This is a genomic window from Pandoraea sp. PE-S2R-1, from assembly GCF_002179865.1.
Taxonomy (GTDB): Bacteria; Pseudomonadota; Gammaproteobacteria; order Burkholderiales; family Burkholderiaceae; genus Pandoraea.
This window is the reverse complement of record NZ_NGUR01000015.1, coordinates 1,147,518-1,169,406: the sequence shown is the minus strand read 5'-3', so window position 1 is coordinate 1,169,406 and position 21,889 is coordinate 1,147,518. Positions and strand designations below refer to the sequence as shown.

Genomic DNA, 21,889 nt, shown 5'->3' with positions numbered 1-21,889 from the left:
ATCCTTGTGGCGGAATAAGCACATTCCAGGCAGATTCAGTTCATCGGCAGCGCACATGCGCTCAGCGACTCGCATTGCGCATGCGCTTGCCGTCATTCACGCTCGCTCCGCGTACCTCGAAACGAACACTATCGCGCACCGTGCCTGAGGCATCGACGAGTTCGAGCGTATGTCGTCCCGGCCAGGGCAACCAGCCCACGCGCGCACTGCCACTCAACGGCTTGCCATCGAGTCGCCACGCGGCCCCCTTGGGCCATGCCGCAGCCACCTGAAACCAGAGGCGTTGATTAGCGGGCGGAATATCGGGATCGAGCGCGACGATGGTGCCGTCGGCCGGACCGGAAATGCGCCAGAGCGGGCCGCCCGGTGCTTTCGAAGCGAGTGACGACAAGGCAATCGTGCTTTGCCCCGTGCCCGCGAGAAACCACTCTTCGCGCGCGGGTTCGACGTGCTCGGCATACTGCACTGCGACATGCTCCACGCCCGCCGGTGGCGTTGGCGGCAGGCTGGCCGTGCGGCGGTGCAGATAGTCCATCACGCGATGCCAGATCGGCGCGGCCCCCGAGACGCCGGAGACGTCCCACATCGGCGCACCATCCGCATTCCCCACCCAGACACCGACCGTATAGCGACGCGAATAGCCCACTGCCCAGTTGTCGCGCATGTCCTTGCTCGTGCCGGTTTTGACGGCAGTCCAGTAGCGGGTGGAGAGCGGACTGTCTAGCCCGAACGTGCGCGTACGCGCCTGACGATCGGAGAGCATGTCGGACACGATAAAACTCACCTGCGGCGAGAAAACGCTTGTACCGGCGTTGGCGTTGGCGTTGGCGTTGGCGTTGGCGTTGGCGTTGGCGTTGGCGTTGGCAGCGAGTTTGCCGGTGCCTGCGCGGGCGGCTACCGGCATCTGATCGCGCGTGGCGCTCGCCACACCGTTGTTGGCCAACGCGCGATAGGCGTTCGTCAGCGATAGCAGCGTGACGTCCGCACTGCCCAGCGCAAGGCTGAAACCGTAGTAGTCACCGCTTTGCGTCAGCGGCAAACCCAGCGACACCAACGTCTGCGCAAAACGGCGCGGCGTCACCATCACCAACGTGCGCACCGCAGGCACGTTCAACGACGATGCGAGCGCCGTGCGAGCGCTGACCCATCCCTTGAAGTGCCGGTCGTAGTTCTGCGGGATATACAACCCGCCACCTGTCGGCAAATCGAGCGGTGAATCGTCGAGCAACGTCGCCGCCGTGATTCGCTGTTCAGCGATGGCCTGCGCATACAGGAAGGGCTTGAGCGTCGAGCCTGCCTGACGTAGCGAAGTCACTCCATCGACCTGTGCCGCAGCCGAGAGCGCGCCCGACGAGCCGACCCACGCGAGAATGTCGCCACTGGCGTTGTCGATAACCACGAGCGCGCCATCCTGCACGTTGCGTGAACGCCCGGGTGCGCCAAGCTCCCGCAGCGTCTGTTGCAGTGTGGTGGCGGCCATGCGCTGAAGATTCGCGTCGAGCGTACTCGTCATACGCGTTCCGGCCGGTGGCCGGCTCGCAGAGAACACTCGGCGCGCGAAATGCGGTGCCAGATTGACCGCGTCGCGCGTGGCCATGACGGCCGCAGGACGTGAGAACACGAGTTGCGTGTAACCCTCCAGTCCGTTGCAGTCGTTGGCCGCGCCGCCGACACCGCCAACGCCGCCGGGGCCACCTTGCGCCATGTCGCGGAGAATGCCGCAGGCCCGTTGCGACACTCGTGCAGCGGGCGCATTCGGCGCGCGCAACAGCGCCACGGCTATCGCAGACTCGCGGGCGTCCAGTCCGATCGGAAGCTTGCCGAAGAGCGTCTGCGACACCGCCGAGAGCCCGACCAGTTCCCCCCGGAACGGCACGAGGTTCAGATACGCTTCGAGAATCTGATCCTTGCGCCAGCGTTGTTCCAGCCACACCGCTGTCGCTGCCTGACCGACTTTCTGCGTCATCGAGCGATTGCGCGTGTTCGGCCGCAAATCGTCGTCAAGCAAACCCGCCAACTGCATCGTCAGCGTCGATGCGCCGCGCGTTCGTGAGTGCCAGAGATTGCCCCACGCTGCCGCCGCGACACCTCGCCAATCGACGCCGCTGTGCTCGTAAAAACGCTTGTCCTCGGAGACGATCAATGCCTGCCGGAACGCGGGCGAGACGTCGGCCAATGTGACCCAATCGCCACGTTGCGCACGCATGTCGGCACGCAAACGCTGCAATGGCTGCCCGTGCCGATCGAGCAATATCCAGTCGGACGCGCGCCAATCCTGCCGTACCTCATCAAACGACGGCACAGCGTGCGCGGGCTGCACTGCCTGTAGCGTGCATAGCGCAAGCGCGACGACGACGGACGCCGTCAGACGACGAAGGTCAGGCACTGCGGGCGTCTCCACTCTTTTCACCACCTTCACCACCGTCACCACGTTCACCGCTGCCGCCGCTCCCGCTGTTTGCACCGGAAGCGCGTACGTCGGTGCCCGGGCGTTTGGCCAAGATACCGGCCGTGAGCAGCAACTGCGCCAGCCCGTAGAGAATCCAGATGGCGTATTCCTGAGCCGGCACGCTGCCGACGAAGCGGGTGGTGCCGATGAGGGCATCCGAAACGGTAAAGAGCAACGCTCCGACGGCGGCCCACTCTCCCCCGACGTCGGCGAGCAGCGCCGCCGATGCCATCATCGCCAGCACGATCACATAGCACGCCACGGGGGCCTTCAATTCGCCCATACCGGGCCAGTACATCACGTAGGCGAGCGCCGCCGTGATCCATACCAGCACAATCGCGACCCGATGCCACGCGGGCACCTGCGACCACCGGCGCCGCACGCGCCAGAACAGAACGAAGTAGGCGAGATGCGCCAACAGGAACGCGCCGAGTCCAAGCACAAAGCCCTGTGCCATCGCAGGCAATGCCAGCAGCACATCCCCCGCCCCGGAGAAGACCAACGCCGCGCACAACCACACGCGCTCGCGGTGTTCGCGGTGGTAGAGCGCCGCGAACAGCAACATCACACACAGGAAGACCTTGGCGACGGCCTGATCGGGATACGGTGCGCCGCGCAACGACACCGCGTAGGCGGCACCGGCGGCGGCCGCGAGCCACCAGAAGCGTCGTGCTTCGCGCGGCAGCGCCGCCGCAGGCTGGAAGAAGTTCGACGTCATTGCGTCCTCAAGCTCCGATTCATTCGATTTCGCCGGGCACGCCCCCGCAATCACCATCATCTGGCGATTGATCGACGGCGCACCACGGGCCGGTCACTCGGCGAATCATTTGGCCGGAATGACCTGCACAACAGCGTTGGGCGACTCGCCATACATGGCCGGTTCGTACATCGCTTCGACACGCGTCGGCGGCGTTGCAAACTTGCCGACGTTGTTCAGACGCACCGTGTACTCGATGCGATGCTGGCCCTTCGGCAGATAGTCGTAATACGCGCGGTAAGCATCCTGCGCACGCTCTTCGAATGCCGGCATGGCACCTTCGCTGCGCTCGCCCTGCGTCGCAATGGCGGAGTCACGACCCAGCCCGCCACCCAGTACCGTTGCACCGCCCGGCAGCGGATCGCTCACGACCACCCAGCGCATATCGGCCTGCGCATCGATATCGAGCCGCACACGCAGCACGGCACCGCGCATATAGCTGTCACCCGATTTATCGGCCGCATCCTGCACCTGCACGCTGCGCGTGACCCGATAGCCCGCCGAGAACGGTGCCTTGAGCGGTACCGCCGCAAGACTCTGGATCGTCGCCCACGGCTTGCCTGCGCCGGTCTGGTCCATCCGCAACACGTCGCGGCCATTGTCGGCACCCGTGGAGGTCTGCGCGAGCCACGGCAGCGATACCGCAGGCGGCACCGTGCCCGCTTTCAGCTTGTCCCAGTCGACGGTCTGCACGCCACCGCTCGTCTGGTTGTCGCGCTGCCACTGGATGGCCGTCTGCCCCGTCGGCGTGTCGCGTTCGAAACGCGCCGAGAAGCGATCCACGGCCAACCCGCCCCACACGTTTGCCGTAGTCGTCGACCACGCGCCGCGCGATTGCAACCCGAGCAAACCGATGACGAGACGCGGCATTTCATCCTTCCATGCCGGGTTCGCATTCATCAGCAACGCCAGTCGCGCCGCGTTGGTTTCCGGGCCGACCATCAGCCACCAGAGCCCGTCGCTGGACTGCGTCGAGAAGCCCACCCGCGTGCCCTGATACGACAGACGCGCCCGCAGGATCTGCTCGGCCTGTGCCATCTGCTCCGCGCGCTGCGGCACATCCGGCAAACGTTGCAGAATCGCGTACCAATCGATGACAGCCGACGTGGGCCAGTCATTCGGCGCAATCGTCAGCGAACTGAGCATCCGAGCGTTGGCGCGGCCATAGCGCGATAGCGCTTCGATCGCCGTGAGTTTGCGCAGCGTCAGGTCATCGCGCGGTGCCCAGAACTTGCGAGTCAGGCGACCTTCGACAAACGCCGCCAGCCCGTCTTGCATACGCGCGAGCGCGTCATCGGGAATGGCGTACGCCGGGTCGAGTGCCTTGGCTTCGTTACTCACCGCAAGCAGATAGGCAGTGAGCGTGTCGCTGCCTTGATTGGCAAAACCTTCTTGCGGCGGGAAGTAGCTGGCCAGACCGTCTTCGTCGAGATACGACGGCAGCGTCCCGGTCACTCGCTTCCACTGCGCGACGTCACGCAAGCCCAGCGCCTTCGACGCCTGTTGTTCGAGACACGCATACGGATACAGCTCGAACCAGCGTTTCACGCCCGGCAACCCTTGCGACAGACGCGGCTGCAAGCTCACGCGAACGCCGCCACGCAACTTGCCAGTGCTGTCGGCCACGGCACCGGCCGGTGCCGCCATCGGCAACGTGAGGCTGCCTTCCACTTGCGTGAGAACCGACTGCTGCACGCTCGCGGGCAATGCCGGCTGGATATCCTGGCCGACCTTGATCGCATCGCTCGCCGCCGCCGCGCCACTCACCGCAGGCGCCTGTGCCGAGACCTCCCAAATCACGCGTTGCGCGCGGGTATCCGCCAGCCCCGTCGGCGCGGTGACCTCCCACGCCACTTCGCGCGATTCACCCGCCGGCACGTCGATACGTTGCGGTGCCAGCGTGAGTTGCGTTGCACGGGCGGTCAGTTGCACCTGCATGGCGTGCTGCGTCGTGTTGCGTACCGTGAATTGCGCGCGATAGTTATCGCCCTCGCGCACCAGCGGCGGCAGCCCCGAGATCAGTTGCAGATCCTGCGTGGTGCGGATCGTCGCCGTACCCGTGCCGAACCAGCCGAGCGCCTTGGCACTTGCATCGCCCGGTTTGCCGTCGTCGGCAATCGCCACGATGCGGAAGCTCGATATCGCGTCGTTGAGCGGCACATCGACGCTCGCCTCGCCCTTGTCATCGAGCACCACGCGCGGCTGCCACAACAGCAGTGTGTCGAACAGTTCACGCGTCGGGCTCTTGCCCCCACCGCCACCTGCCGGCACGGCCTTGCGGCCGTAGTGTCGGCGACCGATGATCTCCATCTGCGCCGTGGCGGTCGTCACGCTGTAGCTGCGGCGCTGCCACATCGCGTCGAGCAGATTCCAACTGGTGTTCGGTGCCAGTTCCAGCAACGCCTCGTCCACGGCGGCGAGCGCCACTTCAGACCCGGCCGGCATCGGCTTGCCGTCCGGCTGCGTCACCTTGATGCGCACCTTGGCATGACCGCGAACCGGGTAAGTCGCCGCATCCGGTTTCACTTCGACGCCGAGACGCTGACCGGCAGTCCCCACGCGAAGCTCCGTCACCCCGAAGCGATATGCCGGCTTGCCCAGATCGACCAGCCCTGTGGGCGCCTGATACTCGCGCCCCTCGTACCAGAACGCGCGGAACCATTCGAGCGGCTGCTTCCAGCCCCACTGGAAGAACGAATACCAAGGCACTTCGTGAATACGTCCACGCACCGCCAGCACCGAGACATAGACGTTCGGCCCCCACGACGGGTCGACCTTCAGCGAGATATTCGGCTCCTTCCCTGAAATCTCCATCGTGCGCGTCTCGATTACGCCTTCGCGTTCGATCGACACCAGTGCGGTCGCGGTACGGAACGGCATACGCACCTGCAACTTGGCCGTCTCACCCGGCTCGTAGTTGCGGCGCTCAGGCAGCACATCCATGCGATCGGTGTTGTCACCGCCGAACCACACTTCACCGCGTCCGGTCACCCAGACGCTGGTCGTGGCCGTGCTCAGATTGCTCTTGTCGTCCTTGGCCTGCGCCACCAGCGTGATTTCGCCCGGCTGGGTCAGAGACACATCGCACGACAGCAGCCCGCGATCGTCCGTCTTGCCGCTGCACACCGTCCCGAGATCCTTGATTTCGGTGCGATTGTCATAGGCGTAGAAGCCCCCCACCATCCGCTTGCGACTGCTGGTGGTAATGCGCGCCTCGGCACGCACGTCCATCGCCACGCCGGCCTTCGGCTTGCCTTGCAGATCCAGCGCAATCGCCTTTACCGGCAGCTTGTTGGTCACCGATACCCAGCTTTCGCTGCGCACGCCGGTGATCAGATTGGCCGGCCACAGCGTGCCGTTACCGCGCAACGTCTGAATCTCGCCATTCGGATCGGCAAAGCTCGCTTCCAGCACCAGATCGCTCGGCCGGTCTACCTTCGGCAGATCCTTGAGCGTGAGGCTGCCCGCGCCATTGCGATCGAGCACCAGACGCTGCTTGTCGGCAACAAGCTTCTGGTCGCTCGCCCCTGCCCCATCGTCGCCATTCTGATCATCGTCATCCGACGCGCCCGTCTGTGCCGACGGCGGACGATACGGCGTGAAGCTGAAATCGTCATATCCGTCGAACGTGAGATCACGCGGACGCAGCAACGCGGACACGCGTACCGGCAAATTCCCCGCCGGACCGCCTGCCACGTAGTTCACCTGCACATTCAGTGGTGCTTCCGTCTTGTTGATGAGCGGCGACTTCGCTGCGTCGCGCACGCCGATGCTGCCCGCCAGCACCGGCAGGCGGAAGGCTTCAACACGGAAACGTCCGGCATCGAGCGACGCCGGGTAATTCGGTGGCCGCTTGTCGCCGTCGGTGTAGTCGAGCGTGACCGAATACTCGCCAAGCTTGGCACCTTGCGGAATCTGGAACGAGTTCTCCGCCAGCCGACCGTTGCGCCAGGTTACGGGCTGCGTATAGGTCTGCCCCGATCCCTCATGCGTGATGGTCAGTTGCGACGGCAAGCCACCGGGCAACGACAGGCCCTGCATCGTTTCCTGACGGATGAAGTGCTTCATCGAGACGGTCTCGCCGACGCGGAACAACATGCGATCGAACACCGTTTGTGCACGTACGGTCGGGCTGCTGCCGCCATCGGTCGGCACGTGGAAACGCCACGGTTCAATGCCGCGGTTCCAGTCCGACGAAACGAAGGCCATGTCGGGGTCGTTGCCCTTCGTACGGGCGACGACGAAGTAGCCCGATCGACTGGTCCTCTCGCAGTACTTGTAGCTCTCAAACGGTTTGTCGATCTTTGCGACGCCCGTCTTGTCGGTCACGGCGGTGCCGACTTCATTGCCGTCGCAATCGAGCACGCGCACGCTGGCGTTGGGCACGGGCTGACCTTTGTCGAGCGTTGTGACCCACGCGACGGCGTTATCGCGGCCCATCTTGAAATGCACGCCAAGGTTGGTCACGAGCACGGTGGTGCGCACATACATCGGCACCGCTTTGCCCAACAGCGCCGCCGCCAGCGAAGGCGATGCCAGCTCCACCACGTAGAAGCCCGGCTTCTGGAACGGGATACCCACGACTTCGAACGGACGCGGATCCTTTTCCTTCGGCACCGGCAGCGTCAGGGCCTGCACGCCCGGCAGGCCGGAGAGCAGCGACAGGCTGCGCGTGTCGTAACGCGTCACCTTGTTTTCGGTAATCGCGGCAGCGTTCGGACCAAAGCTGTCCTTGGCGGCCGGCGCCGTGAGAATCGACGGCATGTCGCCGGCAATCTGCTTGCGCGTCATCCATGTTTCGTCGAAACGGCGCACTCGCGAGAGCCACTCCAGCACCTGCGTGTCGTCCTCCACGCGCAGTTGCAGGGTGCGCCCGTTGGCGGCCGCTTCACCCGCGACGCCAAGACCGTTGATCTGCAACGCCGGCTCGACCTTGCGCAACGTCACGGGCAACATCGCCGGCATGCCGGGTTCGGCAAATCGCTCGACGATACCGAACGGCGCGGCGGCAAACTTCGCCAACGGCGGCATCGTCGACGTCTTGGTATGGAGCGGGAACTCACCGGCATTGGCCAGCGGACGTCCGCTGTCATCGGCGAAGCCCTTCGGCAGCGTAATGGTCAGTTCCGCTTTCTCGGGAAACGGTGCATCGAACGTCACGTCGGTCACGCTGGCCGAGCGATCCGAGGCATCCATCTTGGGGCTGCGATCGGCCCCCGCGCCTGTGACGCGCAGTTTGGCCGCCATATCTCGTGCGACCGGCGAGTTGAACGTCAGTCGAAGCGGACGCAACGGGGTGCACGGCGCGTTGGCGTTCTCGCGCTCGCAACTGAAGCTTGCAGTGAAGGGTTCACGCACCTCGTATTCGAACGGACGCGACTTGCGCGTCGCCACGCCGGACGGTGTCGCAATGCCCGCCCCCCAGACCAGATGCATCTTGGCGCCAGCGGCCAGCGTACGATTGCATTGCAGCATCACCACGCGAGAGGCCTGCTTATCCAGATTGAACCGCTTGAGCAGCGCCGTGCGCGCGTCCCCCTCGATCCACTTCACGCCGATGCGCTCACCGATGCCTTCGGTCTCGCACCAGGCGTTCTGGCGCACGCTGGCAGGGTCGGCCTCACCGTTGAGCGTGAGAACGAATATCTGATTTTCGTCGATGGGGCCATACGACGGGCGAATCCCCGTCACGGCAGGGCCGCCGGTGTTGAACGCGTAGCGTGTCGTACCGGACACCGCCGCGCCGGAGACGGCGGACAAACCGCTGCGCATCTCCACCGTGCACTTCGCGCCGGGAGGTAACGACTGCTTGAAGTCGTACACCCAGATTTTCGGTTCGAGCCAATGACCGTCACCAGTGAGTTTCGCGTCGGAGCAGCGCACGGTTGCCGGTGCCTGCGCCCGCGGATCTCCCGCCGGGACGATCGCTTCGTCGAACTTGACGACCACCTGATCGACGCTGGCGACTTCGCCTTGCGGACTCACACTCGTCACACGCGCGGCGTGTGCGGGCGACGTCACGAAGACGCCAAGGCACAGTGCCGCCAGCGCCAAAGGCGCGGCCGGCCAGACTCGTTGCGTTCGATGCGTTCGCTGCGTTCGGCTGTGCATGCCGGACTCCTCCCGGTTTCTGGTCATCGGATTCTACCCTGCACTTTTTGGCATCTCGAACCATTTCCCAGTGACAACCGCCGGTATTCATGGCAATTCGGATTCCAGAGCACGGCGATTCGGACAATCGGCCGGTGGGCCCCAGACGCGGCCTATGTCACACTGCCAACTTCCTGTCTTCGCACCACTGCTCCCCATGTCCATCGCCTTTCTCCATCCGAAGAAGAATGCGCTGGTCTATCTGGTCAAGATTCTCACCGGGTCGCTGATCGTCTGGTTCGGCCTGCGGGCGGCCGGCTTTCCCGAGCCGTATTGGGCGATGATTTCGCTCATCATCGTGACCGAGCCTGACCCGTTACAGGCGCGCAGCAACTTCAAGGCGCGCTCGATCAATACGATCAGCGGGGCCATCGTGGCGTGTATTGTCTTGCTGGTCATGGGGCCGGGATTGGCGGCCATGCTGGTGGGAATCACCATCGCCACGCTCGCGGCGATGCTGGTGCAGAACTATCCGGCCAATTGGCGGCTAGGGCCGGCCACGGTCGTCATTCTGATGTCCGCTGCGCTGAGCGGTCAGGGACAGGGGCTCCACGAGGAGCTGAGCCTCGCGATGTTGCGCGTGATCGAGGTACTGGTCGGGTCGACCGTCGCGCTCATCATGTCGCTGATCTACGGACGTTACGTCAAACCCTGGCTGATGCCGGGCGACTAAGGCCGGCGCCTAAGACAGGCGATTACGGCGGGCAACTAAGACGGACGATGCAAGGCGGGCCATTTGGGCCCAGCCCGATCAATCGTCCGAGCCGACCACCCGGCGCACACCCGTGCTGCGTGCGAGATAGTGCAGCGGCAGCGAGTTACTGCGCTTGAAGGCGCTCAACACGATATTCGAGCGCACGTTCTCGACGCCCGGCACCTGCATCAGGCGCTTCATCACGAAGGCCGACAAGGCATTGAGGTCCGGCACGACGATGCGCAACAGGTAATCGGCCTCGCCGACCACCGCGTGGCATTCAAGCACTTCAGGCAACAGATCGATCTCGGCCTGAAAACGCTCGATGACGTGATCGCCATGATGTTGCAGGCGCAGCGTCGTGAACGCCGTCACCCCAAGGCCCAACACCTCAGGCCGCAACACCACCCGATACCCCTCGATGATGCCCGCCGCTTCGAGCCGCTGAAGCCGCCGGCCGATCTGCGACGCGGAGAGCGCCACATCTTTGGCCAACTCATGATGCGTGGCCCGTCCGTCCTTCTGCAAGGACTCCAACAGGGACAGATCGTAGCTATCCAGATCAACCATGACGATTCTCCGCAATAAATCGCTTATTTTTGCGAACTTTATGCAAACGGCTTTCACCACAGGCGCATTATGCGCCCATTTCGCATGCCATGCGCACTACACTTTCAATCATTGTTACTGCCTGATTGAGACGTAAGCATCATGTCCACTACCGCCATGCTCCAAGAGCAATTCGACGCCGGTCTCACGACCCGGCCCGACTTCACCATCGATCAACCCGTCGAGCAATACGGCGCGGTGGATCACGCGGTGTGGCAACAACTTTACGAACGCCAGACCGCCATGCTGCCGGGCCGCGTGTGCGATGCCTTCATGGATGGCATTCGCGCTCTCGACATGGACGCCCGCCGCGTGCCGGAGTTCGCCCGTCTGAACGAAAAGCTCATGGCGTCCACCGGCTGGCAAGTGGTCGCGGTGCCCGGTCTCGTGCCGGACGACGTCTTCTTCAACCATCTGGCGAATCGTCGCTTTCCCGCCACGTGGTGGATGCGCCGCCCCGACCAGCTCGACTACCTGCAAGAACCCGACTGCTTTCACGATGTGTTCGGCCACGTGCCGCTGCTCGCCAACCCGGTGTTCGCCGACTTCATGCAAGCCTACGGTCAGGCCGGCAAGGTTGCGCAGGAAATCGGGGCACTGCCGCTGTTGGCGCGTCTGTACTGGTACACGGTCGAATTCGGTCTGATGCGCGACGGTGACGGCCTGCGCATCTACGGTGCCGGCATCGTCTCGAGCCGCGGCGAAACCGAGTTTTCGCTGACCTCGAACGAACCGAACCGTATCGGCTTCTCGCTTGACCGGGTACTGCGTACCGAATACCGCATCGATACGTTCCAGCAAACCTACTTTGTCATCGACGACTTTGCGCAACTGTTCGACGCCATGCGCGCCGACTTGCCCGCGCTGTTCAAGGCGCTGGCGGCCGAGCCGTCGTTCGCCGCCAACGCTCGCCTGCCGGAAGATACGCAGATCATTCTGCCGGCATGACGCGCCGGCCCGGTCGATGTTAAGCAAGACCGGGCCGCTTCCGATGTTGCTACCCGATGTTGTTACGCGCCGCCTGAGGGTTTTGCCCCCTCCGGGCGGAACTTGCGCACGTCACATCTGCCTGTGAAACAATAGCCATTCGACGGGCTCAAAAGGCGCGTCGATTCGATATTCGATTCGTACGGTACTGAATACGCTTTGAAAGGAATGCCATGACAACACGACTCTCATCCGAGACGCGCGCCAGCCTGGCGGAAGTGCTGCCCGAGTGGCACCAGGTGGTTGGACGCGACGCGATCCAGCGCAGCTTCACGTTTCACGATTTCAATGAGGCTTTCGGCTTCATGGCGCAGGTCGCGCTCAAGGCCGAAAAGATGAATCACCATCCGGAGTGGTTCAACGTCTACAACAAGGTCGACATCACGCTCTCGACGCACGATGCGGATGGTCTTACCCAGCGCGACGTCGATCTGGCGCTCGCCATCGATCAGTTCGCGGGCGATCGCGCCTCGGCCTGAACTCAGCCGGATATCAGCCGGATCACGACGTCTTACTCTTCCACTTTTCACCCAGCATCGGACGGTATCGCGGCCACTGAGGGCCCGGTCCGCACCGATGCCGCGGGTTGATATCCCGATCGATCCCTGTCAGTTCTTCGGTGCGAGCAATGTGCCACGGCACTGTTTGCTACCGCAATGGCAGGCGTACTCGCGCTTGAGTTTGGCGGTGTAACGCGCGTCGATCACTAATCCGTAATCATAGAAAAGCTCTTCGCCGGCGTCGATCTCGCGCATGGCGTAGATCTGCACATGCTCGCCCTCTTCGCGCGCTTCACAATTCGGCGCGCACGAGTGGTTGATCCAGCGCGCATTGTTGCCGTCGACTTTGCCGTCGATGCAACGCCCGTCTTCCAGGCTGAAGTAGAACGTATGCGTGGGATGCGCCGGATCGTGCGGATGACGACGCAACGCTTCTTTCCACGAAATGACCTCGCCCTTGTACTCGATCACGCGTTCGCCTTTTTTGAGACGCCTGACCGCGTATACGCCCTTGCCGTGGACGCCGGATTTTCTGACTTCGATTCTGCGCTTAGCTGACATGTATATGCGACGAGGTTTCGTGGGTACAAAAGAGCGCAGTGTACAGGGCCGCGCCGGTCATGTGCATGACAAGTCCCGACGAAAAAAAACGCCACCCATGCCGGATGGCGTTCCCCCCTCGTTCGCGCCGCCTGGGCGTTGCGACGGATGGCCGGTCGCTCAAGCCTTGCTGTAGAGCTTCCAGACCTTGCGCTGTGTGGCGATGTCCGCGTCCTCGTGCGAATTGCAGTCGAGAGGAATTCGCGATTCGTCGTAAGTCGCATTGAAATGATTGCAATGGAACTGGCCCTTGCCGCGCGGCGCCGCTTCGAAGTGCGAGCAGGTCAGACACATGCGCTGCGGCGGCATGTCGCCGCGCTCTTGCATCGTGAAGACCAGCTTGAGCAGCGCGCGATAGAGCTGAGCACATTCCTTGTCGCCCAGCGAGTCGGCCGCTGTCGTCAGGAAGTTCGGCCACTGCGACGCCCGCTTGGCGGCGGTACGGCCGCGTGCGGTCAGTCGAAGTGCCAGTGCACGGCCGTCGTTGGCATCGCGCCGTTTCTCGACCAGTCCCTTGGATTCCAGTGTGCTCACGGCCTCACTGACCGTGGCCGATGTGAGTGCGGCATCCTCCGCAATCTCACCTAATCGCATCGGCACGCCACGCGAGAGCAGGAGCGTCAGAATCTCTCCCTGCGTCGGCGTCAATCCAGCCAATGCCGCGCCCTCCCAGGCGTGGCTCCGTAACGCCGTTCCCATGCGCAACAAACCTGCCGTTACGCGCTTGGAGAGCGCTTCATCTAGTGGGGTCGGAGTAGCCATGATTTTCGTTAGGATTTCTAAAAACTATACGTCGGTAAAACAGCTTGTCAAATTTACTATCAGGCGGTGCATCACACGAGTTGCCTTGCCTTTCCATCAATTTCGGCGCCCCGCCCGGGGGAAACCCTGACCCACTTCCGTGTCGATACGCGACGGCAAGTCGCTGTTGAACCTGCCTTCCCGCCACGATTCCATTGTGTGTTCTGAGTCGAATTTTGGCGTATCAGTTCTTGTACTGATCTCCCAGATCCTAGGCGCGATGTTTACAAAATATTGGTGTCCTGCTCACTCGCAGCGCGAATCGTGACAGCGTCAAAAACATTTCGCATCCCATGCGAATTCACTCGCCAAGCCAATAGATGTAACGCCGTGTCTTGTCTCGCACCCCGCACCAATCGCAAGCATCCGTGCAAAGCCGCGCCGGACTTGGCTCGCAGGCCGTAGCGACGCTTTTTGTTTGACGAGCGTCCCTGTTACGTCCCCGGGAAAAATGCCTCGAATATCGAGAGATCCGCTTCGCTTTAGCGCATGCGCTGGCGTATACGAAGCACGCCTGCGTTTCGGACAGAACGCAAATGTTCTGAAACACGAACGACGACCCTCAGTCGCATAACGACCCGTTCGGCGAAAAATTCGGGGAATGAGCTGATCGGCATGTCCGGTGAGAGCACCTTTTTGACATGCGAAGTGAAGAAATGGACGACGACCGCGATTTCGCGCGTTACAGCCAATAAAACCAACATCGATCACTTCTGACAACACGCGGGGTACGTCACAAAAACGGAGTGGCGAGATTGTAGCCGCGAACCTCTCCGGCGAAGTGAGAACGTCAAAATTATCCACAAAACCGTGTTTTCGGGGGTCTGTTGCACAATATTTAGGCGTCTGTGGATAACTTTATGGATAACTTGTCGGAGTACATGTGCATGGGTTCGGGATAACTTGCGAATCTTTCCACAGGGGGCAAAAACTGTTCAGAGTTGTTCTGGAGATACCCGCTGTTTGTCCATCCAGTTCTCAATCGGGCAAGTTGATGTTTACAAGGCGTTAACTGTGGTTATCCACAGCAGTGGGCTGCCTTTGTTAACTACTACTATGTATACATACAGTAAACCTATTAAAACCTTAAAAGCATCCTACGAGCCGGGCAAAAAGCCGGAAAACCCGGTAAGGACGAACAGTGGAAAACGCAGCGCTTGCGATGCTGCTGACACACGTGACAAACCCGGCAGGCAATAAAAAACCCCGCCAAGGCGGGGTTTCGTTACACCGATCGCAGAACCAGGGCTTCATGACACCCTGCCAAGCGCTCCGGAAGGGCTACCGCATCACGACGCCCACCGCAGACACTGCTGCCGGACCATCTCATTGAGCGACTTCGCATCTGCGTGGATCTGACGCAGCCACACGGCATCGTTCATGCCCGAGGCCACCAACTGACGGATCTCCTCGCACGCCGCTTCGGCTTCCAGCACCGCTGCGTGGGGCTTGATGACCTCCAGTGTCTGAGCGATGTGCTGCCCTAGCGTGGTCCGCTCGCCGCTCTGCGGATCGACGTAGGCGCCTTCCAGACCGAAACGGCAGGCCTCGAAGCGGTTGAACGTGTAGACCAGGTAATCGTCCTCGCTCAGCGTGAACGGCCGTTCCTCGAGCAGATAACGGGCCAGAGACTGGATGTAACAGGCGATGGCAGCCGCCCGGTCGACCGATAAGGGGGTATCCATCACTCGCACTTCGATCGTCCCAAAGCCCGGTTTTGGACGGATATCCCAGTAGAAGTCCTTCATGCTCTCGACGACACCGGTTTTGACCATCTTGTCGAAGTACGTCTCGAAGTCTTCCCACTTGAGTACGAACGGCGCACGGCCCGACAGCGGGAACGCGAACACCGAGTTCAAACGCGCCGAGTGAAAGCCCGTGTCGACACCTTGCACGTACGGCGACGAGGCCGACAGCGCAATAAAGTGCGGGATATAACGCGACATCGCGTGCAGCAGATACAAGGCGCTATCCGGGTCCGGACAGCCGATGTGCACGTGCTGACCGAAGACCGTGAACTGCTTGGCGAGATAGCCGTAAAGCTCGGAGAGGAAATGAAAACGCGGCGAGTCGTAAATCGTGCGCTCGCTCCAGCGCTGAAACGCGTGGGTCCCACCGCCGCACAAGCCGACGTTGAGCTGCTCGCTGGCGCCGATCAGGACGTCGCGAACGCGGCGCAGTTGCGAGACGGCGTCGCTGTGGTGATGGCAGATATCGGTCGAAAGCTCGATCATGCTTTCGGTCATTTCCGGTTTGATTTCACCCGGATGTGTCTCCTTCGCCACCAACCGCATCACGTCCGACGCAGCCTTGGTCAGATCGTAATCGTGACGATTGACGATCTGCATCTCTAGCTCGACACCGAAGGTGCACGGCTTCGAGGGAATGAATTCTTCTAATGACATGGCTTAATCCTTCCGTTCACCGACAAGGGCCAATGCCCAATAGACCACCAGTGGGCCAACCAGTTGCAGCAACGCGATGGTGCACATCACCACGGCCTTGAGCATCGGATCGAACTGCGGGTAGATGTCGTACGTGTCGGCAACGAGTACGAGCGCAAGACTGGCCATCGGACAGAGCGCGAGCCCCAGTGCGACGGCCTGTTTGTAGCTGATGCCGGCCGGATGGGCGACAGCGACTGTCCCGACCACCTTGGCCAGCAGACGGACAACGATGATGGCTGCCGCGGCCAAACCGCCGATCATCACGTATTGCCACTGGAATGCCAGCGACGTCAGCACGAACAGCACCACGGCAAGCAGCCACCCGGCCGTGCCGAAGTAAGCCGGCCAAAGCTGCGGACGCTCATCCAGGTTCCGGAAAATGATCCCGGCGAGCAGCAGCGTGAGCGAGTTCGGCAGCTTGAGCATGTGCACCAGCGCGACCATCAGCATGATCAGGCCGATCAGCATCACGAACGCGTGATGGTCCTGACTGCCGAATTTCCGGAACACCAGATTGCACGCCTTGGCGAGTACGAAGGCCAGCACGATCGAGCCGATCAGCAGGTACAGCGGATGGAACAGCACCACCCAGAAGCTCGAGTGGTACGTCTGGTGCATCCAGCCGTAGACCAGCTTGACGGCCACTACGGCGTAAATGCTGTTCAGCGCCGCTAGTGCCAGCAGGCGTTCGGTGACCTGGCCTTCGGCGCGCAGCTCGTTTTTGAGCTGGACGACAACCGCCGGCGACGTGGCCATGCTGATCGACGCGATGAGCATCGATGTGAGCGGCGCCACGTTGAACAGGCGCAACACGGCGTAGACCGCGATGAGCGTGAGCAGCGCCTCAAGTGCACTTGTGACGATGAGCCACGAGTTGGCCCGCATCCATTTCAGATTCAGGCGGCTGCCGAGTTCGAACAGCAGCAGGCCGAGGGCCAGATCGATCAGCAGGCGAATGGCCGCGCTCGTTTGCGCGTCCAGCATCGACGAGAGACCCAACGTACCGCCGACCAGCCCGACCACCGCGTAACCGGTGATGCGCGGCAGGCGCAGTCTCCGGAAACAGATTTCTCCTGCCAGACCGGCAAATACCAATGCCAGACCAGCGAAGAAAACGGGATCAGGCGCCGGCGGCCAGCCCGGGAAAAGGGACAGTTCCGACGTCATATTGCTCGCTTTGCGCCGCTTGACGGCGCATCAAGTGGTGGAAAGGAAAAGAATGTCGCGCGCGGGGTTGCAGAAATAAGGACAAATGCGCGACGAACCCTTAGGGTTGGGCCCATTTTGCCACACTCGGTTTGGAGGGCTCTGTCAGGGCGCGCGCCACCCCGGGAAGCCCCTTGTGACGGGACTTCGTCATTCCCCCCTTCCTGAAGACGAGGCGGCACGCCAATTCCCGGGCGGTTGCCCAGCCGGCGGGGCGAAAAATGCCGGAGGCACGCGCGTAGCGCGTCGCCTCCGCCTGCGGCGGACCTTGCACTCTATGGGGGTCAGATTCGATTTATTGTGAACGGCACCGGCTACGTGACGAACGGCCGGTCGGCCGGTTTTATCTGCCGAAGTTCTGCCGTGGCGTCGTGCGCTCAGGCCTTGCGTAGTGCCTGCAACAGAAACCGCGCCGGGTCGATGGCGTCGGCCAGATCGCTGCCCACGGGCCACGGCTCGCCTTCGATCTGGCTGGCGACCAGCTCCGCGCAGAGTGCCGCGAAGACCAGGCCGCGAGAACCGAACGCAAAGCTCGCGTACAGGCCTGGCAGCCGGGGCAGGTCTCGCAGGTGGCCGCCGGCCAACCGGCAGCCCTGAGGGTCGCTGCTGGCGATTGCGGGCATATCCGGCAGTTGACCGGCCATCGGCAAACGGTCGGTGACCAGCGCCCGGAAGGCGGTTCGTCCGCCGAGTTCGGCGGCGGCGCTGGCACTTCCCAACCCGCCTTCCCCATCGCCAAAGGCTTCGGCATGGTCTGGCAGCAACGTGGCGAGGCGGCGCAGATTGGCCTGATGGTCACCGACGCGGACATCAGTGGCGGGATCGTCGAAACCGTAGGTGGCGCCCGTGATCGGGCCTGCGCCGCCCAGCGGCGACGGCGCAACGTAACCCTCGCCGCAGACCGGTATGCGCAGATCGGGGAGCGAATCGGGCGGCAGGAACGTCAGTTGTCCACGTACCCGTTGGATGGGAATGAAGTCCGGCGGGAGATAGGGGCCGAGCAGTTGTTGCGACTCATTGGCGGCGGTAACGATGGCTACGGCGGCGTGCGCCAGTACGCGTCGGGTCTCATCGATGGCCAGCCAGCGGCCGTCCCGCTGTTCAAGCCGCTCGACACTCACGCCGTAGCGGGCATCGAGCGACGGGCCGGCGGCGACGAGTTCCGCACGGCACAGCATCGCGGGGGCCAGCCAGCCGCCCTCGGGGAACCACAGGCCGCCGTGCGCCAGCGTTTCCCCGGCGAGCGCCGAGGCTTGGGCCGCATCGACCCACTTCACGTATTCCTCGGGATAGCCGTGCGCCGCGACGAGTTGCGCGAGGCTGCTCGCCTCGTCGTCGTCCGAGCCTACCTGCAACAAGCCGTCGGCGCGTCCGGGCAGACCGCCCGGCAGCGTGCGCCATTGCGAAAGCGCGTACAGGAAGCCCGCGCGCGTTAGACGAGACAGCACGTTGTCGTCCGCCGACAACTGCGGATGGAAGACGCCCGCCGGATTGCCCGAAGCCGCCGAGCCCGGCGCCTCCGCCCGCTCGAACAGCTTCACCCGCCAGCCGCGCGCGACGAGCCGCAGCGCCATGGCGGCGCCAGCCATCCCGGCACCGATGACGATGGCGGTGTTAGGTGCAGCATCGGATTCGCCATCGCCATCGTCATCGGCGTCGGCAGCCCGAAACTCACGCCATGACGGCGCACCGGGCGGATCGTAGCGGCGCATCCGGTAAGGCGGCGCATAGACACCCGCCAGCATCTCGCCTGCGTGTCCGTCGCCTTCTCGGTGTGTCGTCTGAAAGCCCGCAGCGGCCAGATCGCGTGGTATCTGCCCGGCGCTGGTGTAAGTCGCGAGCGTCGCGCCCTCGCGCGCCAGCTTGCCCAGCGTCTTGAAGACTTCGGGGGTCCACAGGTCGGGGTTCTTGGCCGGCACGAAGCCGTCGAGAAAAAACGCGTCCGCGCCTACGCGGAGGTCCGGCATCAAAGTGGAGAAGTCGCCGAATCCGACGCTCAGCACGACGCCGGGGGCCGGTTCCAGCCGGTGCCAGCCCGCGACGGGTAACGGCCAGATATCGCACAGCCGCTGCACAAGCGGCGCGAGTTCGGTCATGCCGGGCTGCACCAGCAGCGGCGCCAGCGTCTGGCGCAGGTCGCGCGGGCGGAACGGGAATTTCTCGACCGACACGAAGTGCAGGCGTTTGGGCCGTTGCGGATCGTCGCGCCAAGCGGCCCACGTCGCCAGAAAATTCAGCCCCAGCCCGAAGCCCGTCTCGACGATCACGAACTGATCACGACCCTGCCAACGCTGCGGCAAGTCATTGCCGCCGAGAAACACCTGACGCGCTCGCCCGAGTGCGCCATCCGCAGGGAGATAAACGTCGTCGAACACGTCGGAGTAAGGTGTGCCGCCGTCGGTTGTGACCGGTTCCGCCGGCACGATCGGGCTGAAACCCGGGCGGCGCTTCATTCGCTCCCCCGTTCTTCTGTCACGATCTCGATCAGCCCCGGCAGCGACACCACGCCGAGCCAGCGGCCGTCGGCCGCGGCGACCGGAATCCAGTCGGCATGCAATTTCGCCACCGCGCGCAGTGCGCTGACCAGCGCCATCTCACCATCGAGCGCGTTGCAAGGGGCGACAATTTCGGTCCATTGCGCGGGCTTGCCCGTCGCCTGCCGGCGCCACCAGCTCGCCGCATCAAGCATGCCGACCAGACGGCCGTCCTCTGCGCGCACGACCAGATTGCGGTATCCCGTCTCGACGAATCGCTCGCCGATGGCCTCCGGCGACAGGCCGGCCTTCACCACGGCATCGCTGGCGTCCGGATCGACGACCAGCGACGACAGCCGCATCTGGCTCGCCTCGCCGGTCATCGACAACCAGCGCCCGGCCACCAAATTGCGGCGCAGCGACTTGGCGTACACCGAGTCTTCTCGCAACGTATGGGCAGTGAGATACGCCGTGACGCAGGCCAGCATGAGCGGCAGCACGACCTGATAACTCAGCGTCATCTCGAAGATCATCAGAATCGACATCAACGGCGCATAGGTCGTGGCCGCTAGAAACGCCCCCATGCCGACGACCGCATAGCTGCTGGCGACCGACGCCGTGGCTGGCGCGAGCGCATTCATGGCGAGTCCGTAGAGACTGCCGAGTGCCGCGCCGACGAACAGCGTCGGCGTGAACACGCCGCCGACCGCGCCCGACCCTGCCGACGAGGCCGTGGCGAGCACCTTGAAGACGAGCACCATGGCGAGCGCTTGCCACGCCCAATGCGTGTGCAGAATCGAGTTCACCACGCTGTACCCATTGCCCCAGACCTGCGGCACTTGCAGCGAGAGCACCCCGACGACCAGCCCACCCAGTGCGAGCCGTACGAACAACGGCACGGGCAACGCGCCGAAGCGTTGTTTGGCGGTGTCGAGCAAACGCAGGAACAGCGGCGCGAGCACGCCCGCGAGGATGCCCAGCCCGACGTAGAAGAACACTTCCCAGCCCGACACGAAGTCGAAGCGCGGCATCTGATACACCGCCTCGTAGCCGAGAAACTGGCGGATGACGATGTTGGCGATGACCGAGGCGACCACCAGCGGGCCCAGCGTCGCGGTCGAGATCGAGCCGTAGACGATTTCGGAGATGAACAGCGCCCCGGCAATCGGGGCGTTATAGGCGGAGGTGATGCCGGCGGTCGCGCCGCACGCGACGAGCAGCCGCAGCCGCTCAGGCGGGAACGCGAGCGCGCGCCCGACCAGCGAAGCGAACATTGCCGCGAGTTGCACCATCGGCCCTTCCCGGCCGATCGACGCGCCCGAGGCCACCGAGAACAGCGACGACGTACTCTTCACCAGCGTCTGACGCAGGCTCAGCACGCCGGTGCCGATGGCGATGGCTTCCATGTAGTCGTCGGAGCCCTTCTTGGGCACCCAGAGCGTGGCGTATTGCAGGATCAGCCCGGCGATGAGACCGCCGGTGGTCGGCAACAGCAGGCGCTGCCACCAGTTGAGGTCCAGTGCCAGCTCGACCATGCCGCTGTGATGGCCGGCGAGGAGAAATTGCAAGCCGGAGAGCGCTTCGCGAAACGCGACGGTGGCCAACGCGCCCAACAGACCGACGATGCCGGCAAGCAGCAGCGTGATTTGCAGGGTGTTGGGCGCGAACTGACGGCGCACCCACACGACGACGGGCAACTTGGCCCAGGCGGACACTGCTGACACGGATAGGAGACTGTCGTGATCGAAATTGGGTCCCATGGTATCGACCGACGACTTAATTTGAAAGCGCGGGACCGGTGCGCCGGGCACAGGGATGGGCCGATTTTCGGCATGAAGGGAGGCTTTTGGCCGTAAACCGATTTTGGACCCCCTTCCAACTAGCTAAAACTGAGCAATGCTCACGTAAGGTATTTTTTAGCGGTACTTGCCTCTGAGTCGCAGCGCGCTTTCGAGATGACGCCCAGTTGAAGTTGATTTGAAGCTCATTTCGATTGGCGGGATCGATTTCGATCGATGCGGATTTCCAATCGTGATGGATCGGCGTCGACCGGTGATCAAAACCCAAGCGCGAGGCCGATTTCAACCAAGGGCCTTCTTTCTGGTGACTGAGCGATTTTGGTCTGCCGATTTTTGGCAAAAACTGAGCCATCCTCAGATAAGCGGGTTTCGCGAGGCCGTTCGTGTCGCTGCGCACCGTTTTCTCGATTCTGGCG

General features: G+C 63.1%; 13 protein-coding genes. 3 read left to right on the top strand and 10 right to left on the bottom strand.

What is annotated here, in order from left to right:
* Nucleotides 1-61 precede the first annotated feature (61 nt).
* The 3 genes from pbpC to CDV44_RS22665 all read right to left on the bottom strand — a co-directional run bounded on the left by pbpC (nucleotide 62) and on the right by CDV44_RS22665 (nucleotide 9,317).
* Entirely contained in the window at nucleotides 62-2,386 is a 2,325-nt protein-coding gene (gene pbpC, locus CDV44_RS22675; RefSeq protein WP_087690676.1) for a penicillin-binding protein 1C, read from the bottom strand.
* Entirely contained in the window at nucleotides 2,379-3,167 is a 789-nt protein-coding gene (locus CDV44_RS22670; protein ID WP_087690846.1) for a lysoplasmalogenase, read from the bottom strand. The genes pbpC and CDV44_RS22670 overlap by 8 nt, the downstream gene beginning before the upstream one ends.
* 105 nt (nucleotides 3,168-3,272) lie before the next feature.
* Nucleotides 3,273-9,317 (bottom strand): alpha-2-macroglobulin, encoded by a 6,045-nt coding sequence (locus CDV44_RS22665; protein WP_087690674.1) that lies wholly within the window; start codon nucleotides 9,315-9,317, stop codon nucleotides 3,273-3,275.
* A 196-nt stretch (nucleotides 9,318-9,513) separates the two neighbouring features.
* Here CDV44_RS22665 and CDV44_RS22660 point away from each other — a divergent pair, with 196 nt between their 5' ends.
* On the top strand, nucleotides 9,514-10,029 hold the full coding sequence (locus CDV44_RS22660; protein WP_087690672.1) for an FUSC family protein: 516 nt from the start codon (nucleotides 9,514-9,516) through the stop codon (nucleotides 10,027-10,029).
* A 78-nt stretch (nucleotides 10,030-10,107) separates the two neighbouring features.
* On the opposite strand, the gene CDV44_RS22655 is transcribed toward CDV44_RS22660, so the two are convergent.
* Nucleotides 10,108-10,620, bottom strand: coding sequence for an Lrp/AsnC family transcriptional regulator (locus CDV44_RS22655; RefSeq protein WP_058376622.1), 513 nt, complete (start codon nucleotides 10,618-10,620; stop codon nucleotides 10,108-10,110).
* A 141-nt stretch (nucleotides 10,621-10,761) separates the two neighbouring features.
* Between CDV44_RS22655 and phhA the strand changes: the two genes are divergently transcribed.
* Nucleotides 10,762-11,607 (top strand): phenylalanine 4-monooxygenase, encoded by an 846-nt coding sequence (gene phhA, locus CDV44_RS22650; protein ID WP_058376623.1) that lies wholly within the window; start codon nucleotides 10,762-10,764, stop codon nucleotides 11,605-11,607.
* Nucleotides 11,608-11,819: 212 nt separating this feature from the next.
* Nucleotides 11,820-12,125, top strand: coding sequence for a 4a-hydroxytetrahydrobiopterin dehydratase (locus CDV44_RS22645; protein WP_058376624.1), 306 nt, complete (start codon nucleotides 11,820-11,822; stop codon nucleotides 12,123-12,125).
* 129 nt (nucleotides 12,126-12,254) lie between these two features.
* On the opposite strand, the gene CDV44_RS22640 is transcribed toward CDV44_RS22645, so the two are convergent.
* The 6 genes from CDV44_RS22640 to CDV44_RS22615 all read right to left on the bottom strand — a co-directional run bounded on the left by CDV44_RS22640 (nucleotide 12,255) and on the right by CDV44_RS22615 (nucleotide 21,434).
* The gene (locus CDV44_RS22640) at nucleotides 12,255-12,707 is read right to left on the bottom strand and encodes an SET domain-containing protein (RefSeq protein WP_058376625.1); all 453 of its coding nucleotides are present in this window, start codon (nucleotides 12,705-12,707) and stop codon (nucleotides 12,255-12,257) included.
* Nucleotides 12,708-12,866: 159 nt separating this feature from the next.
* Nucleotides 12,867-13,508, bottom strand: coding sequence for a MarR family winged helix-turn-helix transcriptional regulator (locus tag CDV44_RS22635; RefSeq protein ID WP_058376626.1), 642 nt, complete (start codon nucleotides 13,506-13,508; stop codon nucleotides 12,867-12,869).
* 1,328 nt (nucleotides 13,509-14,836) lie between these two features.
* Nucleotides 14,837-15,952, bottom strand: coding sequence for a YbdK family carboxylate-amine ligase (locus CDV44_RS22630; RefSeq protein WP_087690668.1), 1,116 nt, complete (start codon nucleotides 15,950-15,952; stop codon nucleotides 14,837-14,839).
* 3 nt (nucleotides 15,953-15,955) lie between these two features.
* Nucleotides 15,956-17,161 carry a cation:proton antiporter gene (locus CDV44_RS22625; RefSeq protein ID WP_087690666.1) on the bottom strand — a complete coding sequence of 402 codons (1,206 nt, stop codon included), beginning with the start codon at nucleotides 17,159-17,161 and terminating at the stop codon, nucleotides 15,956-15,958.
* A gap of 416 nt (nucleotides 17,162-17,577) precedes the next feature.
* A complete protein-coding gene (mnmC, locus tag CDV44_RS22620) occupies nucleotides 17,578-19,653 on the bottom strand; it encodes a bifunctional tRNA (5-methylaminomethyl-2-thiouridine)(34)-methyltransferase MnmD/FAD-dependent 5-carboxymethylaminomethyl-2-thiouridine(34) oxidoreductase MnmC (RefSeq protein WP_087690665.1) in 2,076 nt (691 codons plus the stop codon).
* A complete protein-coding gene (locus CDV44_RS22615; RefSeq protein ID WP_371328794.1) occupies nucleotides 19,650-21,434 on the bottom strand; it encodes a ClcB-like voltage-gated chloride channel protein in 1,785 nt (594 codons plus the stop codon). Before CDV44_RS22615 ends, mnmC begins: the two co-directional genes overlap by 4 nt.
* Between the last annotated feature and the right edge of the window lie 455 nt (nucleotides 21,435-21,889).

Coding starts and splice junctions, on each gene's coding strand:
- CDV44_RS22670 (WP_087690846.1), bottom strand. CDS start 3,167: ATGACGTCGAACTTCTTCCAGCCTGCGGCGGCGCTGCCGCGCGAAGCA.
- CDV44_RS22665 (WP_087690674.1), bottom strand. CDS start 9,317: ATGCACAGCCGAACGCAGCGAACGCATCGAACGCAACGAGTCTGGCCG.
- CDV44_RS22660 (WP_087690672.1), top strand. CDS start 9,514: ATGTCCATCGCCTTTCTCCATCCGAAGAAGAATGCGCTGGTCTATCTG.
- CDV44_RS22655 (WP_058376622.1), bottom strand. CDS start 10,620: ATGGTTGATCTGGATAGCTACGATCTGTCCCTGTTGGAGTCCTTGCAG.
- phhA (WP_058376623.1), top strand. CDS start 10,762: ATGTCCACTACCGCCATGCTCCAAGAGCAATTCGACGCCGGTCTCACG.
- CDV44_RS22645 (WP_058376624.1), top strand. CDS start 11,820: ATGACAACACGACTCTCATCCGAGACGCGCGCCAGCCTGGCGGAAGTG.
- CDV44_RS22640 (WP_058376625.1), bottom strand. CDS start 12,707: ATGTCAGCTAAGCGCAGAATCGAAGTCAGAAAATCCGGCGTCCACGGC.
- CDV44_RS22635 (WP_058376626.1), bottom strand. CDS start 13,508: ATGGCTACTCCGACCCCACTAGATGAAGCGCTCTCCAAGCGCGTAACG.
- CDV44_RS22630 (WP_087690668.1), bottom strand. CDS start 15,952: ATGTCATTAGAAGAATTCATTCCCTCGAAGCCGTGCACCTTCGGTGTC.
- CDV44_RS22625 (WP_087690666.1), bottom strand. CDS start 17,161: ATGACGTCGGAACTGTCCCTTTTCCCGGGCTGGCCGCCGGCGCCTGAT.
- mnmC (WP_087690665.1), bottom strand. CDS start 19,653: ATGAAGCGCCGCCCGGGTTTCAGCCCGATCGTGCCGGCGGAACCGGTC.
- CDV44_RS22615 (WP_371328794.1), bottom strand. CDS start 21,434: ATGGGACCCAATTTCGATCACGACAGTCTCCTATCCGTGTCAGCAGTG.